Annotated in this window: 15 protein-coding genes and 1 pseudogene; 6 read left to right on the top strand and 10 right to left on the bottom strand. The window is 62.8% G+C overall.

Annotation, left to right across the window (positions count from 1 at the left end):
• Positions 1-239 precede the first annotated feature (239 nt).
• A complete protein-coding gene (macA, locus tag ACTJKL_RS00750) occupies positions 240-1,514 on the top strand; it encodes a macrolide transporter subunit MacA (protein WP_440851934.1) in 1,275 nt (424 codons plus the stop codon).
• Positions 1,515-1,522: 8 nt separating this feature from the next.
• On the top strand, positions 1,523-3,466 hold the full coding sequence (locus tag ACTJKL_RS00755; protein WP_440851935.1) for a MacB family efflux pump subunit: 1,944 nt from the start codon (positions 1,523-1,525) through the stop codon (positions 3,464-3,466).
• 57 nt (positions 3,467-3,523) lie between these two features.
• Here ACTJKL_RS00755 and ACTJKL_RS00760 read toward each other — a convergent pair whose 3' ends face one another.
• Positions 3,524-4,114: a transglutaminase-like cysteine peptidase gene (locus ACTJKL_RS00760; RefSeq protein WP_100675112.1), complete on the bottom strand. Its 591-nt coding sequence runs from the start codon at positions 4,112-4,114 to the stop codon at positions 3,524-3,526.
• A gap of 170 nt (positions 4,115-4,284) precedes the next feature.
• Here ACTJKL_RS00760 and ACTJKL_RS00765 point away from each other — a divergent pair, with 170 nt between their 5' ends.
• A complete protein-coding gene (locus ACTJKL_RS00765; protein WP_440851936.1) occupies positions 4,285-5,034 on the top strand; it encodes a hypothetical protein in 750 nt (249 codons plus the stop codon).
• A 302-nt stretch (positions 5,035-5,336) separates the two neighbouring features.
• Positions 5,337-6,095 (top strand): thermonuclease family protein, encoded by a 759-nt coding sequence (locus ACTJKL_RS00770; RefSeq protein WP_440851937.1) that lies wholly within the window; start codon positions 5,337-5,339, stop codon positions 6,093-6,095.
• Between the two features lie 35 nt (positions 6,096-6,130).
• Here ACTJKL_RS00770 and ACTJKL_RS00775 read toward each other — a convergent pair whose 3' ends face one another.
• From ACTJKL_RS00775 to ACTJKL_RS00800, 6 genes are all read right to left on the bottom strand, one after another.
• A complete protein-coding gene (locus ACTJKL_RS00775; RefSeq protein WP_440851938.1) occupies positions 6,131-7,030 on the bottom strand; it encodes an aminoglycoside phosphotransferase family protein in 900 nt (299 codons plus the stop codon).
• 151 nt (positions 7,031-7,181) lie between these two features.
• A complete protein-coding gene (locus ACTJKL_RS00780) occupies positions 7,182-7,841 on the bottom strand; it encodes an aspartate/glutamate racemase family protein (RefSeq protein WP_100671625.1) in 660 nt (219 codons plus the stop codon).
• The gene (locus tag ACTJKL_RS00785; protein WP_440851939.1) at positions 7,838-9,298 is read right to left on the bottom strand and encodes an MFS transporter; all 1,461 of its coding nucleotides are present in this window, start codon (positions 9,296-9,298) and stop codon (positions 7,838-7,840) included. Before ACTJKL_RS00785 ends, ACTJKL_RS00780 begins: the two co-directional genes overlap by 4 nt.
• A gap of 214 nt (positions 9,299-9,512) precedes the next feature.
• Positions 9,513-10,355 carry a MurR/RpiR family transcriptional regulator gene (locus ACTJKL_RS00790; RefSeq protein WP_018095363.1) on the bottom strand — a complete coding sequence of 281 codons (843 nt, stop codon included), beginning with the start codon at positions 10,353-10,355 and terminating at the stop codon, positions 9,513-9,515.
• An 83-nt stretch (positions 10,356-10,438) separates the two neighbouring features.
• Entirely contained in the window at positions 10,439-11,707 is a 1,269-nt protein-coding gene (locus tag ACTJKL_RS00795) for an NAD(P)/FAD-dependent oxidoreductase (RefSeq protein ID WP_440851940.1), read from the bottom strand.
• A gap of 134 nt (positions 11,708-11,841) precedes the next feature.
• The gene (locus ACTJKL_RS00800) at positions 11,842-12,306 is read right to left on the bottom strand and encodes an Lrp/AsnC family transcriptional regulator (protein WP_003533799.1); all 465 of its coding nucleotides are present in this window, start codon (positions 12,304-12,306) and stop codon (positions 11,842-11,844) included.
• 200 nt (positions 12,307-12,506) lie between these two features.
• On the opposite strand from ACTJKL_RS00800, the pseudogene ACTJKL_RS00805 reads away from it, so the two are divergent.
• Positions 12,507-13,212: pseudogene (locus ACTJKL_RS00805) on the top strand (aspartate/glutamate racemase family protein).
• A gap of 99 nt (positions 13,213-13,311) precedes the next feature.
• Here the strand turns inward: ACTJKL_RS00805 and ACTJKL_RS00810 are convergent.
• A complete protein-coding gene (locus ACTJKL_RS00810) occupies positions 13,312-13,716 on the bottom strand; it encodes a winged helix-turn-helix transcriptional regulator (protein WP_440851941.1) in 405 nt (134 codons plus the stop codon).
• A gap of 164 nt (positions 13,717-13,880) precedes the next feature.
• On the opposite strand from ACTJKL_RS00810, the gene ACTJKL_RS00815 reads away from it, so the two are divergent.
• Positions 13,881-14,768 (top strand): SDR family oxidoreductase, encoded by an 888-nt coding sequence (locus tag ACTJKL_RS00815; RefSeq protein ID WP_440851942.1) that lies wholly within the window; start codon positions 13,881-13,883, stop codon positions 14,766-14,768.
• A gap of 116 nt (positions 14,769-14,884) precedes the next feature.
• Here ACTJKL_RS00815 and ACTJKL_RS00820 read toward each other — a convergent pair whose 3' ends face one another.
• Positions 14,885-15,307 (bottom strand): DUF983 domain-containing protein, encoded by a 423-nt coding sequence (locus ACTJKL_RS00820; RefSeq protein ID WP_275597699.1) that lies wholly within the window; start codon positions 15,305-15,307, stop codon positions 14,885-14,887.
• A gap of 187 nt (positions 15,308-15,494) precedes the next feature.
• Positions 15,495-16,913 (bottom strand): aminotransferase-like domain-containing protein, encoded by a 1,419-nt coding sequence (locus tag ACTJKL_RS00825; RefSeq protein WP_440851943.1) that lies wholly within the window; start codon positions 16,911-16,913, stop codon positions 15,495-15,497.
• Between the last annotated feature and the right edge of the window lie 87 nt (positions 16,914-17,000).

Here is a 17,000-nt window from a genome sequence, read left to right on the forward strand (position 1 = left end):
CTAATTGTCCGATCCGGCGACGTCAAGCGGTTTTGGATATCCGGTTCGTTTCAAGGCAGCCCCGGACAAAAATGGGAGCAACCCACTGGCGGGACTCCGATTTCCGTGCCTGCGTCGCCCCCGCGCCCGCTTTACCGGTGCGCGCCTCTCTACATTACGAAAATATAATGATTTCAAAGCTTTTCGCTGATCGGGTTGATCTTTATGTTGAATGAAGATGCCTGGGATAGAGAAAAACGATGAGCAAGACAGCCAAGACGACGGACGAAGCGTCGCGTTCGACACCGTCGAACGTCACCGTCATCCCGGCTCCGGTGATGCCGCCACGCAAAAAGCGCCGTTCGCGCCGTCGCTGGATCTTTGCGCTCCTGGTGCTCGCTATCGTCGGCACGGGCTACTATGCCTGGAGCCGCCAGGGCGCGCAGCCGGCCACCACCATGATCACTCAGGCGGTCACGCGCGGCGACATCGAAGAGAGCGTGACTGCCGTCGGCACGCTGGAGGCGGTCAAATCGGTCGATGCCGGCGCACAGGTCTCCGGCCAGTTGAAGTCGCTGCATGTCGGGATCGGCGACAAGGTCGAACAGAATCAGCTCATCGCCGAGATAGACCCCGCCTCCATCGAGAACAGGATCGAGATCGACGAGGCGGAACTGGCCAATCTTGAAGCGCAGCTCGTCTCGAAGAAGGCCCAGCTCGTATTGAAGCAGGCCAACATCGAGCGTCAACGCAATCTCGTCGCCACGAAAAGCATTTCGCAGTCGACGCTCGACCAGGCCGTCGCCGATCATGCGGCCGCTGGAGCGGACGTGCAGGCGATCGAGGCGCAGATCCGCAAGCAGAAGGCCACCCTTGCCGGGGACCGGGTCGATCTCGGCTATACCAAGATCTATGCTCCGATGGCCGGCACGATCGTCGACGATCCCGCCAAGGAGGGACAGACCCTCAACGCCAACCAGACGACGCCGACGATCGTCACCATCGCCGATCTTTCCACGATGACGGTCAAGGCGCAGGTCTCCGAAGCCGATGTCGGCAAGCTGAAGCTCGGCATGGATGCGTATTTCACCCTGCTCGGCCAGCCCGGAAAGCGCTTCGCCGGCAAGTTGCGTCAGATCGAGCCGATGCCCGATACCGAGAACAACGTCGTCCTCTACTATGCCCTGTTCGATGTCCCCAATCCCACGGGCGAATTGATGATGTCGATGAGCGCGCAGGTCTTCTTTGTCCAGGCGGCGGCCAAGAATGTGCTGGTCGTCCCGAGCACGGCACTCCGCACCATGGAGGCGGCGGCCTCCGACGGGCCCGCAAGAGCGGAAGTGACCGTCGTCGCGCCGTCCGGTGCGAGGCAGACGCGCACCGTCGAGGTCGGTGTCCGCAACCGGGTGAGTGCAGAAATCCTCCGCGGGCTGGAGGAAGGTGAGAAAGTGGTCGTCGACGCTGCCTCCGCCACGAACGGCAACCGCGGTCCCAATACCAACCGGCGCGGCATGCGCATGCCGCCGATGTTCTGAGCACGCCGATGGCCCCGCTCATTTCACTCCGGGATGTCAGCAAGACCTATTTCAACGGCGACATCGCCGTCGAGGTTTTGCACCATATCTCCCTCGATATCGAGGCCGGCGAGTTCGTCGCGATCATCGGCCAGTCCGGTTCCGGCAAGTCGACGCTGATGAACATTCTCGGCTGCCTCGACCAGCCGACCTCGGGCAACTACTTCATCGAAGGCGAAAGCGTCTCCGGCTTCGACGGCGACGCCCTCGCGGCGTTGCGCCGCCGCACCTTCGGCTTCATCTTCCAGTCCTACAATCTGATCCCGACCGCAAGCGCCCGGGAGAATGTCGAGGTACCCGCCGTCTATGCCGGCGTTTCCGCCCGCGACCGGCACGATCGTGCCGAGGCGCTCCTGCAGTCGCTCAAGCTCGGCGAACGGCTCGATCATCGTCCGAACCAGCTTTCCGGTGGCCAGCAGCAGCGCGTCTCGATCGCCCGCGCCCTGATGAATGGAGGCCGCGTCATCCTTGCCGACGAGCCGACCGGCGCGCTCGACAGCCAGAGCGGCGAAGAGGTGATGCGCCTCCTTCGCGATATGAACGAAAACGGCCACACCGTCATCGTCATCACCCATTCGCGCGAGGTCGCCGCACAGGCCGACCGGCTGATCGAGATCAGCGATGGGCGGATCGTTGCCGACCGCTCCAAGAAGGGACGCAGCAATCCCGACGCAGCCGTGGGTCTCGCCCAAAGCACGCGTGAGGGCTTCGCGGCGATCGCGGACGTCTCGGAAGCGGTGAAGATGGCACTGCGGGCGCTGCGGGCAAACCTCTTCCGTACGATCCTGACGCTTCTCGGCATCGTCATCGGCGTCGGCTCGGTTGTCGCCATGCTCGCCATCGGCACCGGCGCGCAGAATTCGGTACTAGACCGCATCTCGTCGATGGGGTCGGATCTTCTCGTCGTCCGCCCCAGCATGGCGAATTTCCGGGGCAGCGCCGGCGGGACGAATGTTACCCTCGTGCCGGCAGATGCGGATGCGATCACGGAGCTTGCGAATGTCGCATTCGCCGTCCCGGAAATGACGAGCACCGTGACGCTTCGGCGCGGCAACATCGACTATCAGACGACCGCTAACGGAACGGTGCCGCAGTTCACGGAAGCGAAGTCCTGGAAGATCGGCCGCGGCGAGTTCATCAACCGGAACGACATGGAAACATACGCACCGGTCGCCGTGCTCGGCGAGACCGTCGTCAAGACGCTCTTCCCGGAGGGCTCCGACCCGATCGGTCAATATGTGCTCGTGAACAAGATCCCCTTCCAGGTGATCGGCGTGATGAGCGGGATGGGCGCCAGCGCCGGCGGCAACGATCAGGACGACGTGGTCCTCGTGCCGCTCACGACCGGCAGCATGCGCCTCTTCGGTCAGCGCAACATCCGCACGATCACCGTCAAGGTGCAGGATGCCGCGGCAATAGACGTGACCCAGGAGAGAATTCAGGCACTGCTCAACGAGCGCCACAGGAAGGACGATACCCAGATCACCAACATGTCCTCCGTGCGCGAGGCATTCACCGAGACTTCGAACACCATGAAGTTCTTCCTGGGATCGGTCGCAGCGATTTCGCTGCTCGTCGGCGGCATCGGCGTGATGAACATCATGCTCGTCAGCGTCAGCGAACGCACACGCGAGATCGGCGTGAGAATGGCGACCGGAGCGCGCGAGCGGGACATACTCGTGCAGTTCATCGTCGAGGCACTGGTCGTTTCCGCGATCGGCGGGGCGATCGGCATCGTGGCGGGTCTATCGACCGGTTACGCCGCTAAAGCCTTCGGCATGCCCGTCAGCTTCACGCCCGGCCCCGTCGCGCTTGCCTTCGCTTGTGCGTTTCTCACCGGCCTGCTCTTCGGCTATCTGCCGGCCAGAAATGCATCGCGCCTCCAGCCGGCGGTGGCCCTCGGCGCGGATTAGATCAATTCCACGCAATACGGGTTTTCCCGCCCTGCAAAAGCGCCCATTCAGTCGAAGTCAGATATTTTGCGCGCCTGCGATCAATTCCCAGCGCTTACCGTTCGACTGGGACTGTCGGGCGAAGTAATTATAAGGAGTGCGTGACCAATCTCTGACCGAGTTGGTCCTGTTGTCGAGCACAAGGTCGCCTTCGCTCGTGCGGACGGTGAGAACCGTGTGGCCCTCCCCGCGATAACGCGCAACCGTGAGTAGCAGAGCCGAGGCCGGCCACCCCCGTTTCAGAAGTTCCCGCTTCTTCAGAATTGCAAAGTCCTCGCAGTCTCCGTAAGCGGTCGGCACGCGCCAGTCATCGTCCTTGCCGACATTTGCGCGGTCGCTGCGTTCGCGGATGCTTGCATTGACGGTGCTGTTGATCTGTTTGAGCTCGCTGATCTTTTCCGGGGCGAGAACGACGGCCTTCTTGCCGCCGCCAGTGTTGCAGAGCCGCGGCTCGCGGGCGCAGAAGGATGCGAAGGCCGGCGGCGCGAAGGCCTTGCCGGCGGTCCTCATGGTTGTACCGGCATCGGCAGCCCCAGGGGCCGCGATCAGCAACAAAAAGACTGTCTGCGCAATGAAGCGTTTCACGAGGCGTTCTCCAACGGCGGGCATAAGTCCCCCGGTTCGCCGTAGAGACTAGCTAAGATAGATTAAGCCATGGTTGATAACCCGAAATGAGGCAGTGATATGGCCATCTACTAACAATTCGTAAGTTGACCACAGGTAATTTTAATTCAATTCTAAAAAGTATTTTTAAAGTTAATGTTTTTAGGAGTATAGAAATGAAAAGAATTAATAGATCGATATTTCGGACATTTTTCATACTATCCACGGCCACGATAGGAGCCGTAATCGTTACGACGGATGCGGATGCAGTACAGCGCCAGCGCATGACTGCCCGTCAGTGCAGTCCGCTTTCGGAAGACAACTTCGCGGCATGTTGCGTTGCAATAAACCGGTCGAAGATTCTCACCCCCGCGCAGATTAAGATGTGTCCGCCCCTGACGACGGCGACCATTGGTGCGGGCACCGGACGCCACGATCGCAGTGACTCCACTGCAAGCGGTCCGACGAGAGGCGGCGGCAAGAGCGGTGGCAACAAGGGCGGCGGCGCTGGTGGCGGCGGTGGCGGCGGTGGCGGCGGCGGCGGCGACAACGGCGGCGGTGGTGGTCAGGATCCCGGCAAGGGTGACCAGGATAATGGCAAAGGTGATCAGGACGGCGGTAAGGGCGGCCAGGATAACGGGAAGGGCGGCCAGGACGGCGGCAAGGGCGGCCAGGACAACGGGAAGGGCGGCCAGGACGGCGACAAGGGCAACCAGGACAACGGGAAGGGCAACCAGGACGGCGGCAAGGGCAACCAGGACAACGGCAAGGGTAACCAGGACGGCGGCAAGGGTAACCAGGACGGCGGCAAGGGTAACCAGGACGGCGGCAAGGGTAACCAGGACGGCGGCAAGGGTAGCCAGGACAACAATAAGGGCGATCAGGACGGCCAAGGCAAAGGCGGGAAGGACAAGGGCGACAAGTAAGCAGCCGCGGCCATGGACGCGGTGACGGAAGTCCCTGGCATCAGCGAGAACAGCGATCGCGACTGTCGACGGCTTACGGCCGGACTGGGAAAGTGACAAGCCGGGGCGCTTGTCCAGCAACGTCGACGGTAACCCTTGAAGGGCGGCTCCCGCAGGTGCCGCCCTTCCCTTTTGGCAGCGGTGTCGTCAGAGCGGGATCAGGAAGAGTGTGCAAAACTGAAATGACTTGACCCGTGCAGCGACGACAACCTTTCACTAACCCCTGGTCCCGATAATGCCGCCGCAATCGAGGACCGAATCCCATGACCAAGGCAAATTCCAAAAGACGAAAGCGCAGCACGGCCCGCAAGAGCAGCCGGAGCGGTATGGGCCGCTGGTATCTGGCGGCAGCAGTCATCGTCGGCGGGATTGTGGCCTACGAGCACCGGGGGGAGTTAGGACATCTCCCCGGGGCATCGAAGGTGACGGCACTGCTTTCGCACGCCGAGAAACCGTCCGAGAAAAAAGCGCAGGCGAAGATGCCGGCCGAGAAGAAACCGCCCAAAAAGGTAGAACTGGCGACCATTCCGATCCCTTCCCGTCCGAAGGATCAGACCGGGTCGATAGCGCCGAAGACCGCATTGATCCCGCCTGCACCCGTGGAACTACCGGTTAGGCAGTCTCTCGAACAGACGAACCTGCGGCCGGCCGAGAGCGGCACCTTCTATTTCTGCGGCATCCGCCATGATAACTGCGTTCTCGACGGCGATACCTTCCTGTACCAGGGCCAGAGAATTCTCATCGCCGACATAGATGCGCCGGAAACGAAGCTCGCGAAATGCGACGAGGAACGGTCGCGCGGCTCTTATGCCAAGGCACGATTGCGAGAGTTGTTGAATTCCGGAAACTTCGCCCTCGTTGCATCCGAAGCCACCCCGGGCGACGAGCCCGGCAAGCGGCGGCTCGTCGTCAGGAACGGCAGATCCCTCGGAGACATCCTCATATCGGAAGGGCTCGCCAGAAAGCGAACCGGGCAGCCACAGTCGTGGTGTGGCCAGTCCACCGCGCGCGTTTCCGGTTGAACCGCATCGTCAACAGGACGCGGGAATGAAGTTCGCTACCCATAGCGGCGGTGATCTGACAGAACCGCATCGATGACCCGCCGCGATTTTTCGATTTCCCGTCGATCGGTGCCCGGAATCTCGGCGGCAACGATCAGCGCCTTCCACAAGGTCCATCCACGGCCACGCGCCCAGGTCTCTTCGTCGAGCGGATGGGCGTCCCGGAATGCGGCGCGGCTTGTTTCATCGAACATCGTCCAGGAGATCGACAGGTCGCAAGCCGGATCGCCGACGCCGGACGTGCCGAAATCGATCACGGCGCTCAACTGGCCGTTTTCGACCAGGAGGTTGCCGGAGGCGACATCGCCATGGAACCAGACGGGAGCATTGTTCCACGCGGAGCCAAGCGCCACCTCCCACACCACACGTGCGGTGGCAACGTCGATCCTGCCCTCGAGCGCTTCGAGTGCCCGGCGCGTTTCGGGGTCGTAGACGGCCAAAGGACCGCCTCGGAAGAAATTGTGTTGCCCGGGCGGCGGACCGCTCCGCGCGTCGATCCGTTGCAGCGCAGCCAGGAATTCACCGAGGGTCCTCGCAAAACTGCCGAGGTCGGCGATGGGCGCATGGGTCGCGGTCTCGCCCGGTAGCCATCGATAGACGGACCAATGCCACGGATAGCCCCTGCCCGGCCGCCCAATGGCCAAAGGCGCAGGAATACGCAACGGCAGGTACGGCGCAAGACGAGGCAGCCAATGCTGCTCCTTTTCCACTTGAAGCGCGTAATGGGCGGCACTCGGCAACCGCACGTTCATATCGTCGCCCAGGTGAAAGGTCCTGTTGTCCCACCCTCCGAACTTGACCGGTCTTATCGGCAGGTCCGCCCATTGCGGAAACTGCTCGGAAATCAACTGTTCGACGAGAGCTGTACTGATTTCGGGCGTTTCGGCGGAAGACATCGAATGTCCGCTTCCCTGATCACGGTGATTGGTAGACTGCCGGGAGGAGCCGGATCGCTTCGATGGCTCAATGAGACGGCGGAACGATCCGGCTGGACCGAATTAAGATCATGAAACGTGACGGTTTCCAAGTTCCGCCCGGAAATTGCGCTCAGGCATCGACCTGCAACAGCCCGAGAACCCGCGTTACGGCGGACGGGATAGGGCCGATGACGGGCACATCGAATAGCGGCTGCAGCTGCTCCGCCGCCTGTCCGAGCGGGCCGCCGCCGATGATGACTGCCTCCGCCCCATCCAGGTCGACGGAGGCGCGAACTGCGTGCCAGAGCGAGGTCCGCAAGCGCTCCTCGTCTCTGGATACGGCGAGCGGATCGCCTGGCGTGCAGCGGATGCCGGAGTAGAGATGGGAAAGCCCCAGATGCCGTGCCCGCTCTGCGATCGCATCCGCGAGGTCGGGCGTCGTGGTTGCAACGCCGAACCGTCGTCCATCCCGCGAAGCCTCCAGCATCGAAGCTTCGCAGATGCCCACGACGGGAATGCCGACACGCTCCCGGAGCAGGGCAAGGCCGGGATCGCCAAAGGCGCTGACGATGATCCCGAGGCAGCCCGGCTCGTGTCTGGTGCCGATTTCCACCACCTCGTCGGCGGCGGCTGCCAGTTCGTCCGGCTTCAGGATCATCCGGGGACTGCGCCTGGCCGTGGCGCTTGCCACGGCCAGGCGTCCATTCGCAGCCTTGTGCGCGATGGAGGCCATCATCTCGCTCGTCGCCTGCGAGCTGTTCGGGTTGATCAGCAGAAGATGGAAGTTCACGTTCTGAGCTCCGCGACGACTGGCCCCTGCTGCGCCGCCTTCGGCTGATCGGCCTCCGCCGGCAGCGAGAGATCCTCCATCGATCGGCCGTAGGTTTCCGGGCCAAGCTGGATGCAGAATGCGAAGACCGCATACATTCCCGCAGCAAGCCCGAAGACGCCGATCATTCCGTAGCTGTCGAACAGCATGCCGGAAATCGTCGGCACGAACGAGCCGGCCGCCGATCCCGTTGCCAGAATGAGGGCCACCCCGAAGGCGCGAATTCTCGTCGGGAACAGTTCCGGCGCATAGATCCAGATCGACGTGTTGAGCAGCAGGACGAAGAACTGGAAGATGGCTCCGAACAGGAGCACGAGATAGATATTGGTGCCGAGAGCGACGATCGACACCGCCGCAAGGCAGGCGAGCGCCGCACCCACGGTCAGCACCTTCTTGCGCGGCAGATAGTAGCCGAACATCGAAGCGGCGATCGCACCGAGGACGCTGCCGCTCTGGATGATCATGCTGTAGAGCAGGCTGCCGGAGAGCGTATAGCCCATCGACACGAAGATGACGGGCATCAGCGTCAAGACCGACAATTGCGCGCCATAGCTCATGAGAATGGCGATCGCTACCGGTATGGTCCGCCCGATGAAGGGTGCTCGGAAGAGTTCCCGCCAGTCGCTCTTCTCGGTGGCCTCGTCCGTCATATGATCTGTCGTCAGGTATTCCTGCACCACGAGATTGCGCGGTTTCAACGAGCCTGAGGCCAGGATGGACAGTACCTTGTTCGCCTCGTCGATCCTGTTCTTCGAGGCGAGGAACCGCGGCGTCTCCGGTACAAAGCGGCGATAGAAGACGACCAGAAGCGCCGGCAGCGCCAGTGACGCAAATAGCCAGCGCCAGCTGTTCTCTCCCGGGAAAAGCGTAAATATCAGCAGGCCGAATGCCGGCGCCAGGAAGTTGCCGAACCCGCCGGCGCCGACATTCACGAGACCCGCCGCCGTGCCGCGAAACTTCGGCGAGCAGAATTCCGAGAGCATCGTCACCGCCGTCGAGATTTCGCCGCCGACGCCGAAGCCGACGATCGCGCGGGCAAAACAAAGCATGGTGAAGTTCGGCGCCATCGCGCAGGCCGCCGAGCCGATGGTGAAGAGCAGGAGATTGACGGTCAGCATCACCCGCCGGCCGTAGCGGTCGCCGAGAATGCCCGACAGCAGTCGCCCGACCGCGGCGCTGCCGAAGGTGATCGTGTTGAGAAACCCGATGTCCGTGCCGGTAAGGCCCCAGTGCTCCTTGAGAATGGGGCCGGCGACGCCGATCGTGTTCTGTTCGAAGCTGTCGAACAGGCAACCGATCAGGACGAGGGCGAGAATCTGCTTGTGCGCGCCGGTAACGCCGATTTTGGTGAAAGCCGATTCCAGTTGTCGAATGACCGGCGAACTCCCGCCGGTCGGCACCATATTTTCCGCTGCCATTGTTGTTCCCCTTGTGGTTGAACGAGCGTGAAAACTTAGTTTCTCAATCATACATCAAGAAACTGCAGTTTCATAGCCCTGAATCCACAGGGGGCGACGGAGAGGAATTCCTGCCCTTCCGGCAGGCTTGGCCTCCACGAACATGGCGTTCCGGCCGGGGCCTATCGATGGCGAGCTTCGTGCGCCAAGCCGTTGCGATCCTTACTGCGCGGGCTCACAGCTCTTCCAGCGTGTCGTTCAGTGCCTCGATACCGCGCAGCCGGTTCCGGCCGGCAACGCCTGCGGTCTCGATGCAGCGTGTGGTCAGGAGATGGCAGAGCGCCATCACCGACACATGGTTGAAAAGCGGCCCCGGCGCCAGGGTCTGGCAACGGAAGTGCCAAGCCGCACCGCTCAGGAGAGGCACGCCTTCATCGGTGATGTAGAGCAACTTCGCCTTGGTTCTTTCCACCTGCGCCATGAGTTGCTCCATCAGAGCGACGCGGCGCCGCAGACCGAAGAGAACGACGACGTCGTCGGGCGCGATGCTGACCAGATGCTCGCCGAGCGTCTGCCCGCCTCCGGGAATGGCAGCGATGTTTTCGATCACCTGCGTGAGCTGCCATTGCAGATAGGTCGCAAAGGAATGGCTGGCGCGAAAGCCGATGACCCACACCTTGCGGGCCTCCAGGATGGCTGTGGCAGCCGCATCGATCTCAGCCTCGCCGATCGCGAGGAACGTGGCTTCGAGATTGGCGACGCCCTGGGCGACATGCGCTGCGACCGATTGCCGGCCGTCGGCATCGGTGGCGGTCGCCAGGAAAAGGCGCGACCCGGTCTGCTTGTCCGCGCGCGCGTGCCGCCGCGCTTCCTCGTAGTTTTCGTAGCCGAGGCGCTGAACGAAGCGCGACACGGTCGCTTTCGACACATGGGCCAAAGCCGCCAGCTCCTGCGCGGAATAGCTCGCTATCTCCCCCGGAAAATCACAGAGGAAATCGCCGAGCCGCCGCTCGGCCGGATGCAACTCGGGTAGAATTTCGCGGACGCGAGCGAGGAAGGATCGTTCTTTGGCGGCCATTGGCACTCCCATGAAACTGTCGTTTCACGGGACTGTCCGATTTTCGTCCGGCCTTGGCAATAGGTGGAAGATCCGCCCCGCGGTCACCTTTCTTCCGGAAGCGTATCCTTCTGCGTTATCAGCCGGGCGCTGTGCTGGCCGCTCAGATATGTCCATAGCCAGCTCCAGGCCACGGCAAAGCGGCTGCGCGTACCGATCAGGAAATAGATGTGGGCAATGCCCCAGATCCACCAGGCAAGCGACCCCTTGAGCTTGATCCGGCCGAAATCGATGATCGCCGCGCGCCTGCCGATGGTGGCCAGGCTTCCCTGGTGCCGGTAGCGGAACGACCCCGGCGCCGGAGAGCCCGTGAAGCGGCCACGGATCACCTGGGCGACGTAGGCCCCCTGCTGCTTGGCCGCGGGCGCGATGCCGGGCACCGGCTTGCCGTCCTCCTGGATGACGGATGCCGTATCGCCGATGACGAAGATGTCCGGATGGCCCGGCGCGGTCAGATCGGGCCCGACCTTAACGCGGCCGGCGCGGTCCGCGTCTGCGCCGATCCATTTGGCGGCGGGCGAGGCCTGGACCCCGGCCGCCCAGACGAGCGTCCGGCTCGCGACGAAGCTCTCGCCTATCGTGACCCCCTCCTCGGTACAGTCGGTCACCGGCGTGCCCGTCAGCACCTCGACGCCAAGCTTCTCCAGTTCGCGGGAAGCATAGGCGGAAAGCTCCTCGCTGAAGGCGGGAAGAATGCGCGGGCCGGCTTCGACGAGCACCACGCGGGCCAGACGCGTATCGATCCGGCGGAACTCGCCGGGCAGCGTTCTATGGGCCATTTCGGCAATGATGCCCGCAAGCTCGACCCCGGTCGGTCCTGCGCCGATGATCGTGAAGGTCAGCAGTGCGTCGCGCCTGGCGGGGTCCTCCTCCATCTCCGCCTGCTCGAAGGCGATGAGCACGCGGCGGCGAATGGTCGTCGCATCCTCCAGGGTCTTGAGTCCCGGCGCGACCGCCGCCCATTCGTCATGGCCGAAATAGGCGTGCGTTGCGCCGGTCGCCAGGACCAACGTGTCGTAGGGGATCGATTGCCCATGCACGAGCGTCACTTCCTTCGCAGTCGTATCGACGCCCGCTACCTCGCCGAGCAGCGTCGTCACCTCCTGTCGGTCGCGGTAGAGCCGGCGGATCGGCCATGCGATCTCGGAGGTTGCGAGCACCGTGGTCGCCACCTGGTAAAGCAGCGGCTGGAAAAGGTGATGATTGCGCCGGTCGATCAGCGTGACCCTGACCGGCGCACCCTTGAGGTCGTTGACGAGTTGCAGCCCGCCGAAACCTCCGCCGACCACGACGACATGATGTCTTTCCTGCATGGTCTTCCGTCCTGTTCCTCATCCGCTCACATCGAGCTGGCAACACTGTTGAACTCCACACGCGGGAGCGCAAGCCGTTGCCCGGCATGGCTGCATTGCATCCGCGAATGGTCTTCGCCGGACGTTTCGGCGGCCTACTCCGCATAGCCGACGGGCACTGCGGTACCACTTTTCAGGACTTCCATCGAAATCGACGCGGAAACGTCGAAAAGCTCCACCTTCCGCACGATCTGCTTGTAGACGACGTCGTAGTGTTCGACCCGCGGCAGAACCACCTTGACGATGTAATCGTAATTGCCGGTCAGCCGGTGCGCCTCGACGATCTCCGGAATGTCGCTGATCGCCCTGCGGAACTTTTCGATCCAGTCGTCGGAATGATGCGCCGTCTTGATCAGCGCAAAAACCGTGGTCGGCACGCCCATCCTTTCCCGGTCGAGGACGACGATGCGCCGGGTGACATAGCCGGCCTCCTCCAGCCGCTGAATGCGCCGCGAGCAGGCGGAAAGCGAAAGACTCACCCTCTCGGCAAGGTCGCCCATGGCGACGCTCGCATCCTGCTGCAGAAGCATGAGCAGCTTCCGGTCTCTCTCGTCAAGCACGCTCCGACTCCTTGCTCTTGCCATAGAGTGCGCCGAAATTTTTCGCGGCATCTGGATTCGGGCGCAAACGGCTTGCTAAAATTTGGCCAAGCGCCGATCAAAGCAAACACATGCAACCGGGCCCGCACGATAATCTAGCAATGGAACGGGGAACGTGGCGAAGCGTTCCCGACGGCCAAAGGGCAGCAGCAGGAATGACGATGGAAATGCGGAAAATCGGCCTCATCGGCGGCATGAGCTTCGAAAGCTCGGCAGTCTATTACCGCTTGGTCAACGAGGCCGTGCGCAAGCGACGCGGCAAATTACATTCGGCGGAAGTGCTTCTGCATTCCGTCGACTTCCAGCAGATCGTGGACCTGCAGAGAGCCGGCCATTGGGATGACGCCGCCCTGCTTCTCTCCGATGTCGCGCGCGGGCTCGTCGCCGGCGGCGCGGACTGCATCCTGATCTGCAGCAATACCATGCACATCATTGCCGACGCGGTGCGTGCCTCCGTCGACGTCCCGTTGATCAACATCATCGACGAAACGGCCTTGCGCCTGAAGGCCGCCGGCAGCCGCAAGCCCCTGTTGCTCGCCACACGCTACACCATGGAACACGGCTTCTATGCCGAGCGCATGAACACACATGATATCGACCTGATGGTACCCGATGCGGATGGCCGGACACTCACTCACCAACGTGATCTTCGACGAGCTCCGCGCCGGCCAGGTGCTGAACGTCTCGCACTCGGCAATGATCGGGCTCGTCGAGAAAGCAAAGGCGGAGGGTGCGGACGCCGTCATTCTCGGCTGCACCGAAATCTGCCTGCTTCTCGATCCGGCCGAATTGCCGCTCCCGGGCTTCGATTCCACCGCCATCCATGCGGAGGCGGCGGTCGAATTCTCGCTTGGCGACCGGCAGTAAGCTGCCTAAAGGCGCTGATATAGCAGGCCCACCGCAGCACCGAGAGCGATACCGATCGCATGAGCGTGGCGATGCCACAGGCCTGCGGCGATAATCCGCCTATCGCGTGTCGTCGTACTCCGCCCGCGCCTGTCGGATAGTCTGGTGGTTCTCCAGCGACCAGTCGACGAAGGCCCTTAGCACGATAAGAAACGAGCGCCCGAGATCCGTAAGGCTGTATTCCACGCTCGGGGGCTGCGTCGGGTAAACGGTACGGCGCAGATAACCGTCACGCTGCAGATCGCGTAGCGTCTGGGTCAGCATCCGCTGTGAAATGTCCGGGATGAGCCGCCTGAGCTGCGAGAAGCGCAAAGGACCGTCGGCGAGCGACAGAATCATCAGCGAGTTCCACTTACCGCCGATATTGTCCATCACGTCCCGCACCGGACAATTGTCGATGTCCATAGGCACGCCGCAGACGACTGCCACCCGCTTGCCCTTCAACGTGCCCGACGCCCTGGTCATGGCGGTACCCTTTCCGTAACCACGGCAGAAAAAACTGCCTCCTTTACAGCTCTTAGCAGATCACGGGATAAGAGCAACTCTCAAAAAGAGACCAGCTTTCGGGATGAGCTCATGTCGACAGGACATGCTGAACAACGCGCTGGAGTGGAAACGAAAGGAAAAACATGTCTGGAAGACTGCTCGTAACCGGCGCCGCCGGACAGTTCGGCAAACTCGTGCTCGATGCGCTCCTGACCTCCGGCAAGACGAAGCCGGCCGATATTACCGCCGCCAGCCGGGACATCGCCAAACTGGCGGACTACGCAGCGAAGGGCGTCGAGACCCGTGCCGCCGACTTCGACGATCCGGCCTCGCTCGAGCGGGCCTTCGCCGGCGCCGACCGCATACTCATCATTTCGACGGATGTTCTCGACGAACCGGGCAAGCGTCTGAAGCAGCACCTTGCCGCCGTCGAAGCGGCCAGGAAGGCGGCGGTGAAGCACATCCTCTATACGTCGATGCCGCAGCCGGAAACCTCGGTGATCCCTTTCGCGTCCGATCATCTCGGCACCGAAGAAGCCATCAAGGCGACGGGAATTCCCTACACGATCCTGCGTAACGCCTGGTACATGGAAAACCTCCTCCTGTCGCTCCCGCACGCACTCGCGGCAGGACAATGGTTCTCCTCCGCCGGCGATGGCCGTATTTCCCACATCGGCCGCCGTGACCTTGCCGCCGCCGCCGCTTCCGCTCTCCAGTCAAGCTCTGCGGAAAGCCGCACTTACACCTTGACCGGACCGCAGGCCCTTACAACCGGCGAGATCGCCGCCCTTGTTGCCAAGGCCACCGGCAAGACGCTCGAGGTGGTCCACGTCTCTGACGAGGCATTGTCGGGCGGTCTCAAGAATGCGGGTCTCCCGGACTTCGTCGTCCCGATCCTCGTCTCCTTCGACGCCAATACCCGCAAAGGACATTTCGACATCGTGACCGACGACACCGCCGGGCTTACCGGAAGGCCCCCCATCGACCTCGCCTCCTTTCTGGAGGCGAATAAGTCAGCACTCGTCCACTGATCATGAGGAAGCGGGAGGCCCGGCAAACGACCGGGCCTTTTTTAAAAGCGGGAGCAGAAGAATGCGCAGCTTTCCCTTCGGAATTCCGGTCCAATTCGAGGGTGGAGGTTCGGCGTTCAGCGCAAGGCGGTCTCGCTCGAACTCTGCGGCGCGGACGCTGCGGCCCGGCGAGCTACCCTGCCCTCCTCGGCCTTGTAGAAATATTGGCTCGCCACCAACCAGCCCTTTAACGGCCTCAACGGCGGAATACAGGTCAGGAACATGAACGGCCCGGTGACCAGGAGATGGACCCAAAGGGGGGCGTTGTATTGCACCTCCAGCCACACGCCGAGAAACACGCTCGGCACGCAGGCAAAGCATATGACGAAGAAAGCAGGACCGTCCGCGGGATCGGCGAAAGAATAGTCCAGGCCACAGACTTCGCATCCTTGCCTGAGCTTCAGGAAACCATCGAACAAATGTCCCTGGCCGCAACGGGGGCAGCGACCTCGTAATCCCGTATGCAGCGGCGACAGAGGCGGCCACTCATGATCCGACATCGTTCTTCCTTTCAGTCTTCTGCATGCCCCGGCAAACCCGCAAGCCTGCGAGACGTTCCCGTCGACCAGGCACCGGCCGCTTCGGCGACCCCCAAAAGATGACATACAAACCATACAAGAACAATAAATTGTATGCATACGGGGGCGCGGCAATTCCACGCAGCACCTTCGCACGGGAGTATCACCGCTAAACGATGAGGTTTCGGGCCGCCGGCGACTGAGCGAGGAGACCGGCGATGACCTCCAGGCTGTGCCGCAGTTCATCGCGTGTCCGCGCAGACCCCAGACCGAGCCGGACGGCTTCCGGTGGGTCGGAGATCGCGAAGGCATCGCTGGCGACGACGCCGATCCCCGCCGTTCGCAGCTGCGCCGTGAACTCGCCGCGATTCCAACGGGGGGGCAGCTTCAGCCAGAGATGAAACCCCTCGCGATCGGTGAGAAGATCGGCGTCCTCGAGGCTCTTGATCGCGATCTGCTGGCGCGCGCCGGCTTCCGTGCGGATCGCTCCCAGAACCGCTTGCGCCGTTCCTTCCTCCAGCCAGCGCGTGGCGATAGCCGCCGAAAGCGGTGACGTCATGCCGACTGTCGCTCGGATCGCGCCTTCGAGGCGGACTGCCGCCGATCGATCGGGCGCGACGAGATAGGCGATGCGGAGCGCCGGCGAGAGGCACTTGGCAAGCCCCGCTATATAAAAGACGAGGTCCGGCGCGAGCGCGGCCAGTGGCGGAACGGGGTTTGCGGGCAAGGCGCCGTAGGCGTCGTCCTCGATCACGGACACGCCGTAACGGCGTGCAATCGCCACGATCGCCTCGCGGCGCTCGAGCGGAAGCGTCGCGGTCGTGGGATTGTGAAGGGTCGGATTGCAGTAAAGCGCCTTCGGCTTGTGCCGGGCGCACGCCTCCTCGAACGCGTCGGGCAATATCCCGTTTCGGTCGATCCGGACGCTCACGAGCTCGATACCCATATGCGCCGCCAGTGAGCGGAGGCCGGGATAGGTGAGCGCCTCGGCGCAGATCCTGTCGCCCTTCGTCGCCAGCACCCCGACGCTCGCAAGCAGAGCCCCTTGCGCTCCTGTACAGACGACCAAGCGGTCGGCTCGAAGGTCGCCGAGCCGCGGCTTGAGCCAGGCTGCACCGGCAGCCCTGTCCCGCTCCGTGCCGCCGACGGGCTGATAGCGCATCAGCAGTTCGGGATCACGCTGGTCGAGAGGCGCAACATCCGTCCACATTCTCTCCGACAGGGCGGGGCCGTCGAAGAGCGGCGGCAGGTTCATGCTCATGTCGACGAGACCGCCCAGCAGGCCGCCCGCCAGACCGCCCGAGGAGGGACGTGCGGCGCTCCGGCGCCGAGCCGTGACGTAGGTACCCTGCCCCACGCGACCCTCGACCAAACCGCGCCGGCGCGCTTCGTTGTAGGCGCGGCTGACGGTTGTAAAGTCGATGCCGAGCGCGGCCGCCAGCGCGCGCTGCGGCGGCAGGCGCACTCCACCCTCAAGTCGACCCGCCGCGATGTCCGCGGCGATCTCGTCGGCAATTGCGAGATACAGCGGTCCTCGCGCTTGACCGAGCGCCGGCATCCAGGAAACCTCCACGCGATCCACGTCCATCGTAGCCTTTCGAGTCTTACAATGTATGGATATTGCATGGACGGAGTTTGGCGCGCAAGATCGTCCTGGTAGACAGAGCTGGAGCGC

Origin of the sequence: Sinorhizobium sp. 22678, assembly GCF_052044265.1 — a bacterium.
GTDB classification, from domain to species: domain Bacteria; phylum Pseudomonadota; class Alphaproteobacteria; order Rhizobiales; family Rhizobiaceae; genus Sinorhizobium; species Sinorhizobium meliloti_A.